Here is a 20,687-nt window from a genome sequence, read left to right on the forward strand (position 1 = left end):
CACAGTTCTATCCCATTTGTGATTGAACTAGGGGTTTCATCTGGCGGCGGAGACGCTAATAGTAACTATTAATGCTATGTTGAATTTTTGTGACATAGCATTCGGCATTCGAAGGGGAATTCGTTGCCGCCGGTACCCGGACATGATTGGATCGGACCCGGTTCGTAGCCCCTGAAGCCCTTGTCGACAGAACTCCGGGTAGGGAGTGCTGTCAGGGAGCTGATTGAGTGGACCGCAATTTCGCGTTCGAAATGCGGCGTGCTGGAAGGAAAGTGATATGAGCAAGGTCAGCGGCAGCAACGGCGGCGACAGTAAGAACACCCTCTATTGTTCTTTCTGCGGAAAGAGCCAGCACGAGGTCCGGAAGCTTATTGCCGGACCGACCGTGTTCATCTGCGATGAATGCGTCGAACTGTGCATGGACATCATCCGCGAGGAGAACAAATCCTCGATGGTCAAGTCCCGTGACGGCGTTCCCACGCCCCAGGACATCATCAAGGTTCTCGATGAATATGTCATCGGCCAGCGTCAGGCGAAGAAGATCCTGTCGGTCGCCGTTCACAACCACTACAAGCGCCTCGCACACGCCTCCAAGAATGGCGATGTCGAACTGGCGAAGTCGAACATCATGCTGGTTGGCCCGACCGGCTGCGGCAAGACCTATCTTGCCCAGACGCTCGCCCGCATCATCGACGTTCCCTTCACGATGGCCGATGCGACCACGCTGACGGAAGCCGGCTATGTCGGTGAAGACGTTGAAAACATCATCCTGAAGCTTCTGCAGGCTGCGGACTACAATGTCGAGCGCGCCCAGCGTGGCATCGTCTACATCGACGAGGTCGACAAGATCTCCCGCAAGTCCGACAACCCGTCGATCACCCGTGACGTATCGGGCGAGGGCGTGCAGCAGGCGCTTCTGAAGATCATGGAAGGCACGGTTGCTTCCGTACCGCCGCAGGGCGGCCGCAAGCATCCGCAGCAGGAATTCCTGCAGGTCGACACGACGAACATCTTGTTCATCTGCGGCGGCGCCTTCGCTGGCCTCGACAAGATCATTTCGGCCCGCGGCGAGAAGACCTCGATCGGCTTCGGTGCGACCGTCAAGGCACAGGACGACCGCCGCGTCGGCGAAGTGCTACGCGAACTGGAGCCGGAAGATCTGGTCAAGTTCGGCCTCATCCCGGAATTCATCGGTCGTCTGCCGGTTCTGGCAACGCTGGAAGACCTCGATGAGGATGCGCTGATCCAGATCCTGTCCGAGCCGAAGAACGCGCTGATCAAGCAGTATCAGCGCCTGTTCGAGATGGAAGACGTGGAACTGTCCTTCCACGAGGACGCGCTCCGCGAAATTGCCCGAAAGGCGATCATCCGCAAGACCGGCGCCCGCGGCCTGCGCTCGATTATGGAAAAGATCCTGCTCGACACGATGTTCGAACTGCCGGCGCTGGAAGGCGTTCGCGAAGTCGTCATCTCCGAAGAGGTCGCACGCGGTTCGGCCCGTCCGCTGTATATCTACGCCGACCGCCAGGACGAGAAGGCAAACGTTTCGGCCTGAAGCTTGCGTTGAGAACCGCTATTTTAAGGGGCTTGCCTTGTGCGGGCCCCTTTCTATTTGAAAACAGGTGCCGGGCGCTGATAATAGTTGCGGGCAAGGTTGAAAAACAGCCTTGGCCGATATTGCGCAAACGATACCCCTTGGCAATGATGCTGTGATTCCGTAGCGTGTTGCTGGCGTTGTTATTTTAGGCGGTTCGGAAATGGTAAGCGTCGCTCCAGATAGGCGCTTCATTGTGTTGGCGTTCCATGTAATAAAGCTGTCACAACCGTGGAACGCGGGCGTTAACGTGGCTTGAAAAGCGTAGTCAGAACCTCCACTTGTAACAACAAGTGAGAGTGCCGGCCGGTCCCAAGCGGCCGCGCCAAAGAGCCCGGTAACGGGACGATGGAAAGGAATAAAAATGACGAAGAAAACGTCTGTAGCGAGCACCAGCACCGCCTATCCTGTTCTTCCCCTGCGCGACATCGTGGTGTTCCCCCATATGATCGTGCCGCTGTTCGTCGGGCGGGAAAAGTCGATCCGTGCGCTCGAAGAGGTCATGGGTTCCGACAAGCAGATCATGCTGGTCACCCAGATCAACGCCAGCGACGACGATCCGGACCCGTCTGCGATCCACCGCGTCGGTACGGTCGCGAATGTGTTGCAACTCCTGAAGCTGCCTGACGGCACAGTCAAGGTTCTGGTTGAAGGCCGCGCCCGCGCCGAGATCGACAGCTACACGAGCCGCGAAGATTTCTACGAAGCCCTCGGTCATGTGCTCGAAGAGCCGCATGATGATCCGGTCGAGCTGGAAGCGCTCTCCCGTTCCGTCGTCTCGGAATTCGAGAGCTACGTGAAGCTCAACAAGAAGATTTCGCCCGAGGTTGTCGGTGCAGCCAGCCAGATCGACGACTATTCCAAGCTCGCCGATACGGTCGCCTCGCACCTGTCGATCAAGATCACCGAGAAGCAGGAGATGCTGGAAACCACCAGCGTCAAGGCCCGCCTCGAAAAGGCTCTCGGCTTCATGGAAGGTGAGATCTCGGTTCTGCAGGTCGAAAAGCGCATCCGCTCGCGTGTCAAGCGCCAGATGGAGAAGACCCAGCGTGAATACTACCTGAATGAGCAGATGAAGGCGATCCAGAAGGAACTCGGCGACGGCGAGGAAGGCCGCGACGAGATGAGCGAACTGGAAGAGCGCATCGCCAAGACGAAGCTGTCCAAGGAAGCCCGTGAAAAGGCTGACGCAGAGCTGAAGAAGCTGCGCCAGATGAGCCCGATGTCGGCTGAAGCCACCGTCGTGCGTAACTATCTGGACTGGCTGCTCGGTATCCCTTGGGGCAAGAAGTCGAAGATCAAGGCCGATCTCAACAATGCCGAGAAGATCCTCGAAGCCGATCACTTCGGTCTCGACAAGGTCAAGGAGCGCATCGTCGAGTATCTGGCGGTCCAGGCACGCGCTACCAAGATCAAGGGTCCGATCCTGTGCCTCGTCGGCCCCCCGGGCGTCGGCAAGACCTCGCTCGCCCAGTCGATCGCCAAGGCAACCGGCCGTGAATATGTCCGCATGGCTCTCGGTGGCGTCCGTGACGAAGCCGAAATCCGCGGTCACCGCCGCACCTATATCGGCTCGATGCCCGGCAAGGTCATCCAGTCGATGAAGAAGGCGAAGAGGTCCAACCCGCTCTTCCTGCTCGATGAAATCGACAAGCTCGGCCAGGACTATCGCGGCGATCCGTCTTCGGCTCTGCTGGAGGTGCTCGACCCGGCTCAGAACTCGACCTTCATGGACCACTACCTGGAAGTCGAATACGACCTGTCGGACGTGATGTTCATCACGACGGCGAATACGCTGAATATTCCGGCTCCGCTGATGGACCGCATGGAAGTCATCCGTATCGCCGGCTACACCGAAGACGAGAAGCGCGAAATCGCCAAGCGGCACCTGCTGCCGAAGGCCATCAAGGAGCATGCGCTGCAGCCGAGCGAATTCTCGGTCAGCGACGATGCCCTGATGGCAATCAGTCAGCAGTATACCCGCGAAGCCGGTGTTCGTACCTTCGAGCGCGAACTGATGAAGCTCGCCCGCAAGGCGGTCACCGAGATTATCAAGGGCAAGACGAAGTCGGTTCATGTAACGGCCGAGAACATCGACGATTATCTGGGCGTTCCGCGCTTTCGCCACGGCGAAGCCGAGCGTGAGGATCAGGTCGGTGTGGTTACGGGCCTTGCCTGGACGGAAGTCGGCGGTGAACTGCTGACGATCGAAGGCGTCATGATGCCCGGTAAGGGCCGCATGACCGTCACAGGCAACCTGAAGGAAGTGATGAAGGAATCGATCTCGGCAGCGGCATCTTACGTCCGCTCGCGCGCCGTCGATTTCGGCATCGAGCCGCCGCGCTTCGACAAGAGCGACATCCACGTGCACGTGCCGGAAGGCGCCACACCGAAGGATGGCCCCTCGGCCGGTGTCGCCATGGCAACCGCGATCGTCTCGATCATGACCGGTATTCCGGTCAACAAGGATGTGGCAATGACGGGTGAGATCACCCTGCGTGGCCGTGTCCTGCCGATCGGTGGCCTGAAGGAAAAGCTGCTCGCGGCGCTTCGCGGCGGCATCAAGAAGGTGCTGATTCCGGAAGAGAACGCCAAGGATCTGGCAGAGATTCCGGACAATGTGAAGAACAGCATGGAGATCATTCCGGTCTCCCGCATGGGCGAAGTGATCAAGCATGCGCTGATCCGCCGCCCCGAGCCGATCGAATGGGATGGCACGGTCGAAACGCCTGTCATCGCCACGGTCGAAGGGCTTGATGATGCGGGCGCCGCCATAGCTCATTGAGCTGGTGGCTGCCACATTTGTGCCCAATTGTTGCAAATCAACAAAAAGGCCGGCGGAAACGCCGGCCTTTTTTTGTGAAAACGTCATGTAGACGCTTGCTTTTCCTTGATTTGCAGGGCTTTTGGGTTCTCGGCGGGCCTGATGAAAGCGATTTCTGCGCCTAGCTTACAGATTGAGTTGTTTCAAACCATTTAGAAAGGGGTGGAAACATGAATAAGAATGAACTCGTGTCCGCAGTAGCCGAAAAGGCTGGACTGACGAAGTCTGACGCAGCATCTGCCGTCGACGCAGTTTTCGATGTTGTGCAGGCTGAGCTGAAGAACAAGGGCGACATCCGTCTCGCCGGCTTCGGCAGCTTCACGGTTTCTCATCGCGCTGCCACGAAGGGCCGCAACCCGTCGACCGGCGCCGAAGTCGACATCCCGGCACGCAACGTGCCGAAGTTCACGCCCGGCAAGGGCCTGAAGGACGCCGTCAACGGCTGATACGAGATTGTCCGCCGGTCGTAAACGAGAACGGCCGTGCAGGATTTTAAGGGGTTCGGCATTGCCGAGCCCCTTTTTCTTTGGCCGTCTGCCGCATGCAGTGCTTCGTTTTGCGATGATGACGTTCTCAGGGCGGGGCCGGCTATTTGTGGCTGGGCGCCGCACTCTCGGCGCATCGCTTTTCATCATGCGCAACGAGATGCGCCGGGAGAGGGAATCGGGCTGACGCAAACTGTATAAAATGTCGCAGGCTGTCATGTCTCTGTCATGGCAGTCCCGCAAAAACCCTCTGTTCGATTCTTTCGACATTGGGGGATTTCAATGACAACTTTCTCGTGCAAGGCAGCGCTCGCCGCCCTGCTTCTCGCATCTGTTGCCTTCCCGGCAGGGGCTGAGCCGGTTTTTAACCGCATCGCCTCTTTCCCGGTCGCGACCAACCTGCCGGCCGACAAGGACAAGCTTTCGACCACCTCGGCCGAGATCATCACCGCTTCGCAGGATGGCAACACGCTGATCTACAGCGACAGCCCGCTCGGCGCCATCGGCTTCATCGACATCACCGATGCCAAGGCCCCCAAGGCCGGCGGCGCGCTGATGATGGATGGTGAGCCGACCTCTGTCACGACAGCAGCCAGCAAGGCGCTCGTCGCCGTCAACACCGGCGAAAGCAAGCAGAAGCCGTCGGGCCGCCTGGCGATCGTCGACATCGCCACGAAGAAGATCGACGCGACTTGCGATCTCGGTGGTCAGCCCGATTCGATCGCTCTCAACAAGGACAGGACGCTCGGCACGATCGCGATCGAAAACGAGCGCGATGAAGAGGTCAACGACGGCAAGATCCCGCAGATGCCGGCGGGCGACCTCGTCGTCTTCCAGGTCAAGGCCGATGGCACCGTCGATTGCGGCACGATCAGGCATGTCGCCCTGACTGGTCTCACAGGCGTTGCCCCCGAAGATCCGGAACCGGAATTCGTTGCCTTCAACAACCAGAACGAAATCGCCCTGACGCTGCAAGAAAACAACGAGATCATCATTCTCGACGGTGCGACCGGCACGGTGAAGACGCACTTTACCGCTGGCAGCGTCGACCTTTCGGGCGTCGACACCAAGCGTGATGGCGCCCTGAAGTTCACCGCCGAGAAGAAGGGCGTCCTGCGCGAGCCGGATGCCGTAAAGTGGCTGGATGACAACCGTCTCGTCGTCGCCAACGAAGGCGATTATGAGGGTGGCTCGCGCGGCTTCACCATCTTCGACAAGACCGGCAAGGTTCTCTTCGAATCTGGCAGCTCCTTCGAACGCGCCGTGGCCGCGCTCGGCCATTATCCGGAAAGCCGGTCCTCGTCGAAGGGTGTCGAGCCGGAAGGTCTGGAAGCCGCCAGGTTCGGCGATGACAATCTGTTCTTCCTGCTCGCCGAGCGCGCTTCCGTCGTCGGCGTTTACAAGGATACGGGTGCTGATCCGGAACTGCTGCAGATCCTGCCGTCGGGCATTTCCCCGGAAGGCGCGATTGCCATTCCGCAGCGTAACCTGCTTGCCACCGCCAACGAACTCGACCTCGGCAAAGATGGTGGTACGCGTTCGCACGTCATGATCTACGAGCGCAGTGAAGGCGAGAAGGCCTATCCGCAGATCGTGTCTGCCGAGAAGGACGGCAACCCGATCGGCTTTGCAGCCCTTTCGGGACTCGCCGCCGTTCCGGGCAAGCCGGGCATGCTCTACGCCGTCAGCGACAGCTTCCTCGGCGCGCAGCCGACGATCTACACGATCGACGCCACCAAGAAGCCGGCCGTCATCACCGATGCGCTCGTCGTCAAGCGTGATGGCGCTCCGGCCCAGAAGCTCGACATCGAAGGCATCGCTGTCGCTGCCGACGGCTCCTTCTGGCTGGCTTCGGAAGGCTATACCGAGCGTCTGGTACCGCACGCGCTCTACAACGTCACCGCCAAGGGCGACATCAAGACCGAGATCGCCCTGCCGAAGGAACTGCTCGCCAACGAAATCCGCTATGGCTTCGAAGGTGTGACGATCGTCGGCACTGGCGACGACGCAACACTCTGGATGGCTGTCCAGCGCGAGTGGAATGACGATGAGAAGGGCTTCGTGAAGCTCGTCTCCTACAATCCGAAGAAAAAGGAATGGGGCGCCGTGCGCTACCCGCTCGACAAGACCGAGAGCGGCTGGGTCGGCCTATCCGAAATCACTGCCCAGGGCGACAGCGTCTACATCATCGAGCGGGACAACCTCGTCGGCGATGCGGCCAAGCTGAAGAAGCTCTACAAGGTCGCAATCTCCGACCTGAAGGCGGGCAAGCTCGGCGGCGAATTGCCCGTCGTCAAGAAGACGGAAGCCCATGATTTCATCGGCGACCTGAAGTCGGCCACGAACGGCTACGTTCTCGACAAGCTGGAAGGCTTCGCCTTCGACGCATCGGGCAAGGCCTATGCCGTGACCGACAACGACGGTGTGAGCGATTCTTCCGGCGAGACCTTGTTCTTCCCAGTCAACCTGACTGCTACCAACTGATCGATCATCCCTTGAACTGAAAAGGCCGGGTCTTGCCCGGCCTCTTCTGTTGAGCCTTGCTGACCGTGAGGGGTCTGCCAGGGCCTACCAGCGCTGATGCACATGCGGCGCAATCAGCCGCCCGTAGATTTCACGCGTTGCGGCCATAACGTCGGCCGAGAGGGGCGCCAGATCGGCAGCGGCTGCGTTCGCCTTGGCCTGATCGGCATTGCGCGCGCCGGGAATGACGACGGTGACGGCATCCGCCATCAGGATCCAGCGCAGCGCGAATGCGGCCATGCTGGCCCCTGCCGGAACGAGCTTGCGCACTTCCTCCACCGCCTGCAGACCGACCTCGAAGGGCACGCCCGAGAAGGTCTCGCCAACATCGAAGGCTTCGCCGTGGCGGTTGAAGTTGCGGTGATCGTCGCTGGCGAATTTGGTGTCACGGGTGATCTTGCCGGAGAGCAGGCCGCTTGCGAGCGGCACGCGGGCGATGATCACCACGTTCTTGCGGCGGGCCTCGGCGAAGAACAGGTGGTCAGGACGCTGGCGGAAGATGTTATAGATGATCTGGATGCTGACGACTCCGGGATATTCGATCGCCTTCAGCGCTTCCTCGACCTTCTCGACGCTGACGCCGTAGCCCTTGATCTTGCCGGCCTTCTGCAATTCGTCCAGCCCGGCGAAGACTTCAGGGCGATAGAGCACCTCCGTCGGCGGGCAGTGGAGCTGCACGAGGTCGAGGCTGTCCACCTGCAGGTTCTTCAGGCTGCGGTCGATGAAACCTTCCAGATTGGCCTTGTTGTAGCCCTCCGTGACATGCGGGTTGAGCCGGCGGCCGGCCTTGGTCGCGACCATCGGGCGCTCGCCGCCACGCGCCTTCAGCACGTCCGCAATGATCTTTTCGGAGCGGCCGTCGCCATAGACGTCGGCAGTGTCGATAAAGGTCATGCCGGCATCGAGCGCGGCATTCAGCGCAGCGCGGCCGTCCGCTTCGCTGACATCGCCCCAGGAGCCGCCGATCTGCCAGGCGCCGAAGCCGACATTCGTGACGGTAAAGGGCAGGCGGCCGAAAGCATGATGTTTCATGGAAATCCTCCGTTCGTAATGAAAGGCCTCGCAGTAGCAGGTGCCGGTTGGGGCGACAATCGCCGATGCCGCTTGGATCGCCTGCTGCGATCAAATATCCTTGCCCACGACGGCTTCAACCGCAGACGACGGAAGAACAGGGAAAGATCATGGATATCAAGACAGCAGGCTCGCGCCCCTCCACGAAAGGCCAGGACGATTATTTCACCGGTTCCGTTCGCCTGGATCCTCTCGTCGAAGCGCAGGAGCCGGCACGCATGCGGGCCGCTCACGTGACCTTCGAGCCCGGCGCGCGCACAGCCTGGCACACGCATCCCCTGGGGCAGACGCTGATCGTTACGTCAGGCAGGGGGCTCGTTCAGACATGGGGCGGGGAAATCAGGGACATCCGCCCGGGTGATGTCGTGTGGTTCCCACCGGGCGAGAAGCACTGGCATGGCGCAAGCCCCGAGACGGCCATGAGCCACATTGCCATCCAGGAAGCGCTGAACGGCAGCGTCGCAGATTGGCTGGAGCAAGTCAGCGACGAGCAATATGCCGGCAAGGTTCAAGGCGGTTGAGAAAGGCCTCAGGCTCTGAGAGTGCGTGTGCGATTCGAGCCTGCGTCGTGATCTCCGTCGCGGCGAGGGGACGGTTCAGACGCCTCAGCCGCATCCACGTCGGCTGTATGTGGAAAACTTGGCGCGGCAGATCGCCGATTTGCTGAGGGGTTTGGGGAGGCTTTGCGAAACAATTTCCGGACTGTCATGGTTTTGTCTCCAAACCTGCTTGACACTAAAAGGCGAACCCCTTAGTTAGCCGCTCATCCCAACGGCCAGCCCGTTCGGGGAGGGTGCTCAGGCACCGGATTGCTTGAAAGAATGCGGGTGTAGCTCAGTCGGTTAGAGTGCCGGCCTGTCACGCCGGAGGTCGCGGGTTCGAGCCCCGTCACTCGCGCCATTTCAAAGCAGGCGGCAAATCGTCGCTGTCTATCCGGTTTCATGCTATCCTCAGGTCCGAAAGGTCCAATGCGCGGGTGTAGCTCAGTCGGTTAGAGTGCCGGCCTGTCACGCCGGAGGTCGCGGGTTCGAGCCCCGTCACTCGCGCCACTCATCTCCAAAAAGCCATGCAGTTTCCGAGGGTCAGCCATGCGGCCTTCCGCAACTTTTAGGGATTTGTCGCGACATCGTTGCATCTGCTTGATAATGTCCGTCCGACACTGTTCGAATAGCTTCTGTAAAAGTCTTGCGCCGGGGCTCCGGCTGCGCTAACCACGGCTTGTTGCAACGCACGTTCGCTTGCCGGGCATTTGCCCAGTCGCGCCGCTCGGCGCCGCCGGCAAGCAGGGATGAACATGATGACTGAACTGCTCAGTTCCTATATTCCGATCGCTATTTTCATCGGTATCGCGCTTGTCATTGGCCTGGCGCTGCTCATTGCGCCGTTTGCCGTTGCCTTCAAGGCGCCCGATTCGGAAAAGCTCTCGGCTTACGAATGCGGTTTCAACGCATTCGACGACGCTCGTATGAAGTTCGACATCCGCTTCTACCTCGTGTCGATTCTCTTCATCATCTTCGACCTCGAGGTTGCCTTCCTCTTTCCGTGGGCCGTTTCCTTCGGCGCCATCGGCTGGTTCGGCTTCTGGTCCATGATGGTCTTCCTCCTTGTGCTGACCATCGGCTTTATCTATGAATGGAAGAAGGGAGCCCTGGAATGGGAGTAGCCCCCGCTGGCAATCAGACGCTCGTAGCGCAGCAGCCGAAGGGGATCATCGATCCCTCGACCGGCAAGCCGATCGGCAGCAACGACGCGTTCTTCGGCGAAATCAACAACGAGCTCGCCGACAAGGGTTTTCTCGTTACCTCGACCGATGAGCTGATCAACTGGGCTCGTACCGGCTCGCTGATGTGGATGACTTTCGGTCTTGCCTGCTGTGCCGTCGAGATGATGCAGCTCTCCATGCCGCGTTACGACGTCGAGCGATTCGGTTTCGCGCCGCGCGCCTCGCCGCGCCAGTCGGACGTCATGATCGTCGCCGGCACGCTGACCAATAAGATGGCGCCCGCTCTCCGCAAGGTCTACGACCAGATGCCGGAGCCGCGCTATGTCATCTCGATGGGCTCCTGCGCCAACGGTGGCGGCTACTATCACTATTCCTATTCGGTTGTTCGCGGTTGCGACCGCGTCGTGCCGATCGACATCTACGTGCCGGGCTGTCCCCCCACGGCGGAGGCGCTGCTTTATGGCGTGCTTTTGCTGCAGAAGAAGATCCGCCGCACCGGCACGATCGAACGCTAAGGGCAAGGACAGGACATCATGAGCGAAGCCCTCACTGAGCTTTCGTCGTACCTTTCGGAAGCGCGCGGCAATTTGATTGCCGCCTCGCAGCTCAAATATGGCGAGCTGACGCTGACGACGACTGGCGACAATCTGATCCCGCTGCTGACCTTCCTGCGCGACGACGCCAATTGCGGCTTCGTCAACCTGACGGATATTTGCGGCGTCGACTGGCCGCAGCGCGAACTGCGCTTCGACGTCGTCTATCATCTTCTGTCTCCGAAGAAGAACTTGCGCATCCGCGTGAAGCTGGCGACCGACGAAGATACGCCGGTTCCGTCTGCCTGCGCCGTCTATCCGGGTGCCGACTGGTTCGAACGCGAGACCTGGGACATGTACGGCGTGCTTTTCACCGGCCATCCGGACCTGCGCCGCATCCTGACCGACTACGGTTTCGAGGGGCATCCGCTGCGCAAGGATTTCCCGACGACCGGTTTCGTCGAGGTTCGCTACGACGATGCGGCAAAGCGCGTCGTTTACGAGCCTGTCGAGCTGAAGCAGGAATTCCGTAATTTCGATTTCTTGTCCCCCTGGGAAGGCACGGAATACGTGCTGCCGGGCGACGAAAAGGCGAAGCAGTAAGTTTGAGGCGTGTGGCGGGTTTTTGCCCGCCGTTCACTGACTACCCAAAAAAGCGAGCCCATCGCCATGACCGAACATAACGTCCGTAACTTCAACATCAATTTCGGGCCGCAGCATCCGGCAGCGCACGGCGTTCTGCGTCTTGTGCTGGAGCTTGATGGCGAAATCGTGGAGCGCGTCGATCCGCATATCGGCCTGCTGCACCGCGGGACCGAAAAGCTGATTGAAACCAAGACCTACCTGCAGGCCGTTCCCTATTTCGATCGCCTCGACTACGTGGCGCCGATGAACCAGGAGCATGCCTATGCGCTGGCCGTCGAGAAATTGATCGGCCTGGAAATCCCGATTCGCGGCCAGCTCATCCGTGTCCTTTATTCGGAAATCGGCCGTATCCTGTCGCATCTGCTGAACGTCACCACGCAGGCCATGGACGTCGGTGCGCTGACGCCGCCGCTCTGGGGCTTCGAAGAGCGCGAAAAGCTGATGGTGTTCTATGAGCGCGCCAGCGGCTCCCGCATGCATGCCGCTTACTTCCGTCCGGGCGGCGTTCACCAGGACCTGCCGGAACAGCTCGTGCAGGATATCGGCAAATGGTGCGACGAATTCCCAGGCAAGCTCGACGATATCGACGACCTTCTGACCGGCAACCGCATCTTCAAACAGCGTAACGTCGATATCGGCGTCGTCTCGCTGGAAGATTGCTGGGCCTGGGGGTTCTCGGGCGTCATGGTGCGCGGTTCGGGCGCGGCCTGGGACCTGCGCCGCGCGCAGCCCTATGAATGCTATTCGGATCTTGAGTTCGACATTCCGGTTGGCAAGAACGGCGACAACTACGATCGTTACCTGATCCGCATGATCGAGATGCGCGAATCCGTGAAGATCATGAAGCAGTGCGTGAACCGCCTGCTCGGTGATGCCAAGACGGGACCGTTCTCCTCGATCGACGGCAAGGTCGTTCCGCCGAAGCGTGGCGAGATGAAGCGTTCGATGGAAGCGCTGATCCACCACTTCAAGCTCTACACTGAAGGCTATCACGTTCCCGCCGGCGAGGTTTACGCTGCCGTCGAAGCGCCGAAGGGTGAGTTCGGCGTCTATCTCGTTTCCGACGGCACCAACAAGCCCTATCGCTGCAAGATTCGTGCTCCGGGTTATGCGCATCTGCAGGCGATGGACTTCATGTGCCGTGGTCACCAGCTTGCCGACGTCGCGGCCGTTCTCGGCTCGCTCGACATCGTGTTCGGCGAGGTGGACCGGTAATGCAGGCTCTGTCGCTTGCAGCAGCTCTCCTTCTTTCGGCTTCCGCTGCCTTTGCGCAGGAAGCCGGAAAGCTCGGCACGCCGCTGGGCCACGAAGAAGCGCAGCCGCCGGCAGAGCAATCGTCCATGGGCGACCTTTTGTCCAAGGGCTATCAAATCAAGGCCGCCGTGCCGAACGGCGGCAAGTTTGTGGTATTTATGCAAAAAGACCAGTCGGCCTATGCCTGTGAAATGCAGTCTCTGACTGCTTCGCGGTGTGGAACGCTAAACTGACAAGGCGTGAGGAAGAATGTCCGTTCGTCGATTAGCCGAAGATCAATTCCAGCCGGCCGCATTCGCTTTCAGCGATGAAAACGCGGTCTGGGCGGAAAAGACGATTCAGAAATATCCCGCAGGCCGTCAGCAGTCCGCGGTCATTCCGCTGTTGATGCGTGCGCAGGAGCAGGATGGTTGGGTCACCCGCCCGGCGATCGAAAAGATCGCCGATATGCTGGACATGGCCTATATCCGTGTTCTCGAAGTCGCGACCTTCTACACCCAGTTCCAGCTGCATCCGGTCGGCACCCGCGCTCACGTGCAGGTCTGCGGCACGACACCTTGCATGCTGCGTGGCTCGGAAAAGCTGATGGGCGTCTGCCGCAGCAAGATCCACCAGCACCCGTTCGAACGCAACGCCGAAGGCACTTTGTCCTGGGAAGAAGTCGAGTGTCTCGGGGCCTGCGTCAACGCTCCGATGGTGATGATTGGCAAGGACACCTATGAGGACCTGACGCCGGAACGCCTGGAAGAGATCATCGATACGTTTGCTGCCGGCAACGGCGCCAGCGTCAAGGTCGGTCCGCAGATCGACCGTCACCTGTCCTCGCCCGAGGGCGGCCGGACGACGCTTCTCGACGACGTGACTGCGCCCCGCACCCGGACTGGCAAAGCCCCGGCTGCTGCTGTCGACGGCGCGCCGGTTCCTCCCTCTGAGGCCGCTCGCCCGAAGAGTACGGATGCCGAGACCAACGCCTCGCTGAAGACGCCGGCGACGTCGCCCAAGGCATCGGCCAAGAATGCGAAGGCTGCCGAAGTTCAGCCGCTGTCGGGCACTGCCGCTTCCGAGCCGGCGCCGAAGGCGACTGCTGCTGAAACCACCGCAAAGCCGTCGCTGACCGACAAGAATCGCCCGGCCGGCATCGAAAAGCCCGCTGCTCCCGATGATCTCAAGATGATCTCCGGCGTCGGTCCGAAGATCGAAGCGACGTTACATGAAATCGGCATCTTCACCTTCGCGCAGATCGCGGGCTGGAAGAAGGCCGAACGCGAATGGGTCGATAGCTTCCTGAATTTCCGCGGCCGCATTGAGCGCGACGACTGGGTCAAACAGGCCAAGGCGCTCGCCAAGGGCGGCGAAGCGGAATATATCAAGGTCTTCGGCAAGAAGCCGCGGTAAGAGGTGTGAGACATGCTACAAGATAAAGACCGCATCTTTACCAACATCTACGGCCTCAAGGACAAATCCCTGAAAGGCGCGATGAGCCGCGGCCATTGGGATGGCACCAAACAGATCCTCGAAAAGGGCCGCGACTGGATCATCGACGAGATGAAGGCATCCGGCCTTCGCGGCCGTGGCGGCGCAGGCTTCCCGACCGGTCTCAAGTGGTCCTTCATGCCGAAGCAGAGCGACGGCCGTCCGCACTACCTCGTCGTCAATGCCGACGAATCGGAGCCCGGCACCTGCAAGGACCGCGACATCATGCGCAACGATCCGCACACGCTGATCGAAGGCTGCGTGATCGCAAGTTTCGCTATGGGTGCCAATGCGGCCTATATCTATGTGCGCGGCGAATATATCCGCGAGCGCGAAGCCCTGCAGGCCGCAATCGACGAATGCTACGATGCCGGCCTGCTCGGCAAGAACAACAAGCTCGGCTGGGACATGGACATCTATGTCCACCATGGCGCCGGCGCTTATATCTGCGGTGAAGAAACCGCGCTGCTCGAAAGCCTCGAAGGCAAGAAAGGCCAGCCGCGTCTGAAGCCGCCATTCCCGGCAAACATGGGTCTCTATGGCTGCCCGACGACGGTCAACAATGTTGAATCGATCGCCGTTGCTCCGACAATCCTGCGCCGTGGCGCCGGCTGGTTCTCCTCCATCGGCCGTCCGAACAATGTCGGCACCAAGCTGTTCATGCTCTCTGGTCACGTCAACAAGCCGTGCACCGTCGAAGAAGAAATGGGCATCACCTTCCGCGAGCTGGTGGACAAGCATGCCGGCGGTATCCGCGGCGGCTGGGACAACCTGCTTGCCGTCATTCCGGGCGGTGCATCGTGCCCGATCGTTCCGGCCAAGGACATCATCGACTGCCCGATGGACTTCGACGGCCTGCGCGCCGTCGGCTCCTCCTTCGGTACGGCTGCCTCGATCGTCATGGACAAGTCCACCGACGTCATCAAGGCGATTGCCCGTATCTCGGCCTTCTTCAAGCATGAGAGCTGCGGCCAGTGCACGCCGTGCCGCGAGGGCACGGGCTGGATGTGGCGCGTGATGGAGCGTATGGCGCGCGGTAACGCGCAGAAGCGCGAAATCGACATGCTGTTCCAGGTTACCAAGCAGATCGAAGGCCACACCATCTGTGCGCTCGGCGATGCCGCCGCATGGCCGGTGCAGGGTCTGATCCGTAACTTCCGTCCGGAAATCGAAGCCCGCATCGACCAGTACACGGCCAATGCCCTCGATCACGGTGCGGTTCTGGAGGCGGCGGAGTAAGCACATGACGACCAGCACGTCCGACAGCAAGGTGAGGGAAGGGGCCGCCGATTTCGCGGCTGACTTCGGTCGTCTTGCTGCCGGTATGCTGGAAAATGCGCGTGCCATGCCCATTCATCCACTGATGGCACATCCGGCGGCGGCATTCGCCGCGGCAACGGCGATCGGTTTCGGCCTCTCCACACAGATGGCTGGCGCCTTCTTCGGCGCGCTGCAGGGGGCGCTCGAAACGGCAAACATGGCTGCCGCAGCGCTCGACGAAACGCCGCCGGATGAAGACGCGCCGGAGATGGATGTCCGTCCGGAGAATATCCGCCGGCCGGCTGAAAAGACCGAGCTGGTTCGCAAGGCGGCAAAGCCGAAGCTGACGGTGGTTTCCACCAAGGCCCCGGCCGAGAAGGGTGCAAAGCCTGCTGCAGCTGCCAAGGCCAAGCCAGCCGCAAGGTCCAGGAAGGCTGACGATCTCAAGCTGATCGCCGGCATCGGTCCGAAGCTGGAGCAGGTGCTGAACGGAAAGGGCATCCGTACCTTCGCCGATATCGCGGCATGGAGCGATGCTGAGATTGCGAGCCTGGATGCCGAACTCGGCGTCGACGGCCGTATCCTGCGCGACGATTGGGTCGGCCAGGCCAAGGTGCTGGCGACGCGGGGGCGCAGGAAGAAGTAAATTTCCGGCCGAATGCGATGGCTGGAGGAGTGGCGGATCGATCGACGGGGCAGGGACTCCGGGTCGTAAAACCGATGGCGGGTTCCGGGTCTCGGAACCGGCAAAGGAAAATTTGGGCAATACCAGCGCCAGGACGGATGAAATAACCGCCTTGGCAATATGGATGTTGCAAAAATAGGTTTGTTTGCCGGTACCCGGCGAATGGGAAACAGGACTGAGTGACGATGGCAAAACTGAGGATTGACGGTAACGAGATCGAAGTTCCGGATCATTTCACGCTGCTTCAGGCATGCGAAGAAGCCGGTGCTGAAGTTCCGCGCTTCTGCTTCCATGAGCGTCTGTCGGTTGCCGGCAATTGCCGCATGTGCCTCGTCGAGGTCAAGGGCGGCCCGCCGAAGCCTCAGGCTTCCTGCGCCATGGGCGTGCGCGATATCCGCGGCGGCCCGAACGGCGAACTGCCTGAAGTCTTCACCAACACGCCGATGGTCAAGAAGGCCCGCGAAGGCGTGATGGAATTCCTGCTGATCAACCATCCGCTCGATTGCCCGATCTGCGACCAGGGTGGCGAATGCGACCTGCAGGACCAGGCCATGGCCTTCGGCATCGACACGTCGCGCTATCAGGAAGACAAGCGCGCCGTCGAGGACAAGTATATCGGCCCGCTCGTCAAGACGGTCATGAACCGCTGCATTCACTGCACGCGTTGCGTCCGTTTCACGACTGAGGTCGCCGGCATCTCCGAACTCGGCCTGATCGGCCGCGGCGAGGACGCCGAAATCACCACCTATCTCGAGCAGGCCATGACCTCGGAGCTGCAGGGCAACGTCGTCGACCTCTGCCCGGTCGGTGCCCTGACCTCCAAACCCTTCGCTTTCACGGCCCGTCCGTGGGAACTGAACAAGACCGAATCGATCGACGTCATGGACGCCGTCGGCTCCGCGATCCGTGTCGATACGCGTGGCCGCGAAGTCATGCGCATTCTGCCGCGCGTCAATGAAGCCGTGAACGAAGAGTGGATTTCGGACAAGACCCGCCACGTCTGGGACGGCCTGAAGACGCAGCGCCTCGACCGGCCCTACGTCCGCAAGGGCGGCCGTCTGCAGCCGGCGACCTGGGGCGAAGCCTTCGGCGCCATCAAGGCAGCCGTTTCTGCGACATCGGGCGACAAAATCGGTGCGATCGCCGGAGACCTCGCTTCGGTCGAAGAAATGTACGCGCTCTCCGAATTGGTGAAGTCGCTTGGTTCCGAGAACCTCGACTGTCGCCAGGATGGGGCGGCACTTGATCCGTCGCTCGGCCGTGCAAGCTACCTCTTCAATCCGACCATTGCGGGCATCGAACAGGCTGACGCGCTGCTCATCATCGGCGCGAACCCGCGCTTCGAGGCTGCAATCCTCAACGCTCGCATCCGCAAGCGTTACCGTCGCGGCGGCTTCCCGATCGGTGTGATCGGTGAAGGCGGCGAGATGCGTTACAAGTATGATTATCTCGGTGCTGGTCCGGACACGCTGAAGGACATTCTCGACGGCGGCCACGCCTTCGCAGAGGTTCTTTCCAAGGCGTCCAAGCCAATGATCATTATCGGCCAGGGTGCTCTGACCCGTACCGACGGCGCAGGCGTTCTCGCAACAGCCGCCAAGCTCGCCGTCAATGTCGGCGCGCTCGCCGAAGGCTGGAACGGTTTTGCCGTGCTCCACACTGCGGCCTCCCGCGTCGGCGGCCTCGATCTCGGCTTCGTGCCGGGCGCCAACGGCGTCAACGCTGCCGACATGCTGAAAGCCATGGACGTGCTCTTCCTGCTCGGTGCCGATGAGTTCGACCTCGCAGCCAAGACCGCGAAGTTCACGGTCTACATCGGCTCGCATGGCGATAACGGCGCACATGGTGCCGATGTCATCCTGCCGGCTGCCGCCTATACGGAAAAGTCCGGTACTTGGGTCAACACCGAAGGCCGCGTCCAGATCGGCAACCGCGCCGGCTTCGCACCGGGCGACGCCCGCGAGGACTGGGCGATCATTCGCGCCCTTTCCGACGTGCTCGGCAAGAAGCTTTCCTTTGATTCGCTCGGCGAATTGCGCGGCAAGCTCTATGCGGCATTCCCGCATTTTGCGGCTGTCGACGAGATCGCCGAAGGTAACAGCGCCCAAATTGCCGCACTGGCGAAAAAAGCCGGCAAGATGAACAAATCCGGGTTTGCGTCGCCGGTCAAAGACTTCTATTTGACGAACCCGATAGCGCGCGCCTCGGCTGTCATGGCCGAGTGCTCGGCATTGGCCCGCAACAATTTCAAAGTCGCGGCAGAGTAAGGGCAGGAACTCATGGATTCTTTCTTCTCGACCTATGTCTGGCCGGCGATCATCATGATCGGTCAGTCGCTGCTGCTGCTCGTCTGCCTGCTGGTCTTCATCGCTTACGTCCTGCTTGCCGACCGCAAGATCTGGGCTGCCGTCCAGCTTCGCCGCGGGCCGAACGTCGTCGGTCCCTTCGGCCTGTTCCAGTCCTTCGCCGACCTTCTGAAGTTCGTCTTCAAGGAGCCGGTCATTCCGGCCGGAGCCAATAAGGCGGTCTTCCTGCTGGCTCCGCTGGTCACCGTGCTTCTGGCGCTGTCGACCTGGGCGGTCGTGCCGCTCGCCGACGGCTGGGTGATTGCCAACATCAATGTCGGCATTCTGTATATCTTCGCGATCTCTTCGCTTGAGGTTTACGGCATCATCATGGGCGGCTGGGCTTCGAACTCGAAGTATCCGTTTCTCGGCGCGCTGCGCTCGGCAGCGCAGATGGTGTCCTATGAGGTTTCGATCGGTTTCGTCATTGTCACGGTACTTCTCTGCGTCGGTTCGCTGAACCTGACCGATATCGTCAATGCGCAGCATACGGGCCTTGGCACCATGCTCGGCCTGCCGGCATCGTTCCTCGACTGGCATTGGCTGTCGCTCTTCCCGATGTTCATCGTCTTCTTCATCTCGGCGCTCGCCGAGACGAACCGCCCGCCCTTCGACCTTCCGGAAGCCGAATCGGAACTCGTCGCCGGCTTCATGGTCGAATACGGCTCTGCTCCCTACATGATGTTCATGCTCGGCGAATATGCGGCCGTCGTCCTGATGTGCTCGCTGACGACGATCCTCTTCCTCGGTGGCTGGCTGCCGCCGGTCGACTTCTGGCTCATCAACTGGGTGCCCGGCATCATCTGGTTCATGCTGAAGGCGTGCCTGGTGTTCTTCATGTTCGCCATGGTCAAGGCTTTCGTGCCGCGTTACCGCTACGACCAGCTCATGCGTCTCGGCTGGAAGGTCTTCCTTCCGCTGTCGCTCGCCATGGTCGTCATCGTTGCATTCGTGCTGAAACTGACGGGATGGGCCGGCTGATGTCCAACCTCGTTTCCGGCAAAATGGGAGAATAAGATGGGAAGCCTGTCCGCCTCCATCAACTCGCTTTTCCTTAAGGAATTCGTCGGCGCCTTCTTCTTGTCGATGCGCTACTTCTTCAAGCAGAAGGCGACGATCAACTACCCTTTCGAAAAGGGGCCGGTCAGCCCGCGCTTCCGCGGCGAACATGCGCTGCGCCGTTATCCGAACGGCGAAGAGCGTTGCATCGCCTGCAAGCTGTGCGAAGCGATCTGTCCCGCTCAGGCGATCACCATCGAAGCCGGCCCGCGCCGCAACGATGGCACGCGCCGCACGGTGCGTTACGATATCGACATGGTGAAGTGCATCTATTGCGGCTTCTGCCAGGAGGCATGCCCGGTCGATGCGATCGTCGAAGGCCCGAATTTCGAATTCGCCACCGAAACCCGTGAAGAGCTCTACTTCGACAAGCAGCGGCTGCTCGAAAACGGCGACCGGTGGGAGCGTGAAATCGCCCGCAACATTGCGATCGATGCGCCGTACCGCTGATTGAGATTGAAATGCCGTGGAGAGGGCGCTCTTGCCTGCCGCGGTCAACATGCACCGGGGCTTTGCCGGCGAAAGCTGTGCGAGGTCCTATCGGGCAGGGAAACTCCCGGCTGCCCGGGGGAAGATGAAAAAGGCACCAACATGGGTCTGCAGGCTCTATTTTTCTATCTTTTCGCCTTTGTCGCGATAGCGTCGGCGTTCATGGTTATCTGGGCGAAGAACCCGGTTCACTCGGTTCTGTTCCTGATCCTGGTGTTCTTCAATGCGGCCGGTCTCTTCCTGCTGCTGGGTGCCGAATTCCTGGCGATGATCCTGCTCGTCGTCTATGTCGGCGCGGTCGCGGTTCTCTTCCTCTTCGTGGTGATGATGCTCGACATCGACTTCACTGAGCTTCGCGCCGGTGTTCTCGAATATGCGCCGATCGGCGCGCTGATCGGCCTCATCCTCGCGGCTGAGCTGATCGTCGTTGTCGGCGGCAGCGTGATCTCGCCGGAGGTCGCCAAGACGGTCGCCATGCCGATCCCGGCTCTCACCGAGCGCACCAATACGGCCGCGCTCGGCGACGTGCTCTACACGAATTACGTCTACTTCTTCCAGATCGCCGGTCTGGTCCTGCTGGTCGCCATGATCGGCGCGATCGTGCTGACGCTGAGGCATCGCACCAACATCAAGCGGCAGAATATTTCCCGCCAGGTTGCCCGCACGCCCGCGACTGCCGTCGAGGTGGTCAAGGTCAAGCCGGGGCAGGGCGTGAACTGAACCG

At 60.6% G+C, this 20,687-nt stretch carries 18 protein-coding genes and 2 tRNA genes; 19 read left to right on the forward strand and 1 reads right to left on the reverse strand.

The genetic code is table 11. The annotated features are described in order from the left end of the window. Nucleotides 1–277 precede the first annotated feature (277 nt). From clpX to KQ933_RS05130, 4 genes are all read left to right on the forward strand, one after another. On the forward strand, nucleotides 278–1,555 hold the full coding sequence (clpX, locus tag KQ933_RS05115; RefSeq protein ID WP_007819824.1) for an ATP-dependent Clp protease ATP-binding subunit ClpX: 1,278 nt from the start codon (nucleotides 278–280) through the stop codon (nucleotides 1,553–1,555). A gap of 403 nt (nucleotides 1,556–1,958) precedes the next feature. Then, nucleotides 1,959–4,379 (forward strand): endopeptidase La, encoded by a 2,421-nt coding sequence (lon, locus tag KQ933_RS05120; RefSeq protein WP_216757685.1) that lies wholly within the window; start codon nucleotides 1,959–1,961, stop codon nucleotides 4,377–4,379. Nucleotides 4,380–4,588: 209 nt separating this feature from the next. After that, nucleotides 4,589–4,864 (forward strand): DNA-binding protein HupB, encoded by a 276-nt coding sequence (gene hupB / locus KQ933_RS05125; RefSeq protein ID WP_003558438.1) that lies wholly within the window; start codon nucleotides 4,589–4,591, stop codon nucleotides 4,862–4,864. Nucleotides 4,865–5,185: 321 nt separating this feature from the next. Further along, on the forward strand, nucleotides 5,186–7,387 hold the full coding sequence (locus KQ933_RS05130; RefSeq protein ID WP_216757686.1) for an esterase-like activity of phytase family protein: 2,202 nt from the start codon (nucleotides 5,186–5,188) through the stop codon (nucleotides 7,385–7,387). A gap of 84 nt (nucleotides 7,388–7,471) precedes the next feature. Here the strand turns inward: KQ933_RS05130 and KQ933_RS05135 are convergent, their stop codons facing one another. Then, on the reverse strand, nucleotides 7,472–8,458 hold the full coding sequence (locus KQ933_RS05135) for an aldo/keto reductase (RefSeq protein WP_216757687.1): 987 nt from the start codon (nucleotides 8,456–8,458) through the stop codon (nucleotides 7,472–7,474). Nucleotides 8,459–8,607: 149 nt separating this feature from the next. On the opposite strand from KQ933_RS05135, the gene KQ933_RS05140 reads away from it, so the two are divergent. The 15 genes from KQ933_RS05140 (at nucleotide 8,608) to KQ933_RS05210 (ending at nucleotide 20,683) form a co-directional block, all read left to right on the forward strand. Beyond that, the gene (locus tag KQ933_RS05140) at nucleotides 8,608–9,018 is read left to right on the forward strand and encodes a cupin domain-containing protein (RefSeq protein WP_216757688.1); all 411 of its coding nucleotides are present in this window, start codon (nucleotides 8,608–8,610) and stop codon (nucleotides 9,016–9,018) included. Nucleotides 9,019–9,320: 302 nt separating this feature from the next. Further along, nucleotides 9,321–9,397, forward strand: a tRNA-Asp gene (locus tag KQ933_RS05145). A gap of 72 nt (nucleotides 9,398–9,469) precedes the next feature. Next, a tRNA-Asp gene (locus KQ933_RS05150) sits at nucleotides 9,470–9,546 on the forward strand. A 248-nt stretch (nucleotides 9,547–9,794) separates the two neighbouring features. Next, a complete protein-coding gene (locus KQ933_RS05155) occupies nucleotides 9,795–10,160 on the forward strand; it encodes an NADH-quinone oxidoreductase subunit A (RefSeq protein WP_008521906.1) in 366 nt (121 codons plus the stop codon). Continuing rightward, nucleotides 10,151–10,735, forward strand: a complete 585-nt coding sequence (locus KQ933_RS05160) for an NADH-quinone oxidoreductase subunit B family protein (protein WP_113310752.1) — start codon at nucleotides 10,151–10,153, stop codon at nucleotides 10,733–10,735. The genes KQ933_RS05155 and KQ933_RS05160 overlap by 10 nt, the downstream gene beginning before the upstream one ends. Nucleotides 10,736–10,753: 18 nt before the next feature. Then, nucleotides 10,754–11,356 carry an NADH-quinone oxidoreductase subunit C gene (locus KQ933_RS05165; RefSeq protein ID WP_216757689.1) on the forward strand — a complete coding sequence of 201 codons (603 nt, stop codon included), beginning with the start codon at nucleotides 10,754–10,756 and terminating at the stop codon, nucleotides 11,354–11,356. Nucleotides 11,357–11,422: 66 nt separating this feature from the next. After that, nucleotides 11,423–12,613 (forward strand): NADH-quinone oxidoreductase subunit D, encoded by a 1,191-nt coding sequence (locus KQ933_RS05170; protein ID WP_183730224.1) that lies wholly within the window; start codon nucleotides 11,423–11,425, stop codon nucleotides 12,611–12,613. Next, nucleotides 12,613–12,885, forward strand: a complete 273-nt coding sequence (locus KQ933_RS05175) for a hypothetical protein (protein ID WP_183730222.1) — start codon at nucleotides 12,613–12,615, stop codon at nucleotides 12,883–12,885. The genes KQ933_RS05170 and KQ933_RS05175 overlap by 1 nt, the downstream gene beginning before the upstream one ends. A 16-nt stretch (nucleotides 12,886–12,901) precedes the next feature. Then, complete coding sequence (locus KQ933_RS05180; protein ID WP_216757690.1) at nucleotides 12,902–14,047, forward strand: NADH-quinone oxidoreductase subunit E; 1,146 nt, start codon at nucleotides 12,902–12,904, stop codon at nucleotides 14,045–14,047. A 12-nt stretch (nucleotides 14,048–14,059) separates the two neighbouring features. Beyond that, the gene (gene nuoF / locus KQ933_RS05185) at nucleotides 14,060–15,364 is read left to right on the forward strand and encodes an NADH-quinone oxidoreductase subunit NuoF (RefSeq protein WP_216757691.1); all 1,305 of its coding nucleotides are present in this window, start codon (nucleotides 14,060–14,062) and stop codon (nucleotides 15,362–15,364) included. A 4-nt stretch (nucleotides 15,365–15,368) separates the two neighbouring features. Beyond that, on the forward strand, nucleotides 15,369–16,031 hold the full coding sequence (locus KQ933_RS05190; RefSeq protein ID WP_216757692.1) for a 5' DNA nuclease: 663 nt from the start codon (nucleotides 15,369–15,371) through the stop codon (nucleotides 16,029–16,031). 224 nt (nucleotides 16,032–16,255) lie between these two features. Then, the gene (gene nuoG, locus KQ933_RS05195; RefSeq protein WP_216757693.1) at nucleotides 16,256–18,337 is read left to right on the forward strand and encodes an NADH-quinone oxidoreductase subunit NuoG; all 2,082 of its coding nucleotides are present in this window, start codon (nucleotides 16,256–16,258) and stop codon (nucleotides 18,335–18,337) included. A gap of 12 nt (nucleotides 18,338–18,349) precedes the next feature. Next, nucleotides 18,350–19,396, forward strand: a complete 1,047-nt coding sequence (gene nuoH / locus KQ933_RS05200) for an NADH-quinone oxidoreductase subunit NuoH (protein WP_183730207.1) — start codon at nucleotides 18,350–18,352, stop codon at nucleotides 19,394–19,396. A 36-nt stretch (nucleotides 19,397–19,432) separates the two neighbouring features. Continuing rightward, nucleotides 19,433–19,924, forward strand: coding sequence for an NADH-quinone oxidoreductase subunit NuoI (nuoI, locus tag KQ933_RS05205; protein ID WP_183730204.1), 492 nt, complete (start codon nucleotides 19,433–19,435; stop codon nucleotides 19,922–19,924). Between the two features lie 141 nt (nucleotides 19,925–20,065). Then, complete coding sequence (locus KQ933_RS05210; protein ID WP_183730201.1) at nucleotides 20,066–20,683, forward strand: NADH-quinone oxidoreductase subunit J; 618 nt, start codon at nucleotides 20,066–20,068, stop codon at nucleotides 20,681–20,683. Nucleotides 20,684–20,687: the final 4 nt, after the last annotated feature.

It is taken from the genome of Rhizobium sp. WYJ-E13 (assembly GCF_018987265.1).
In the GTDB taxonomy this organism is placed as follows: Bacteria; Pseudomonadota; Alphaproteobacteria; order Rhizobiales; family Rhizobiaceae; genus Rhizobium.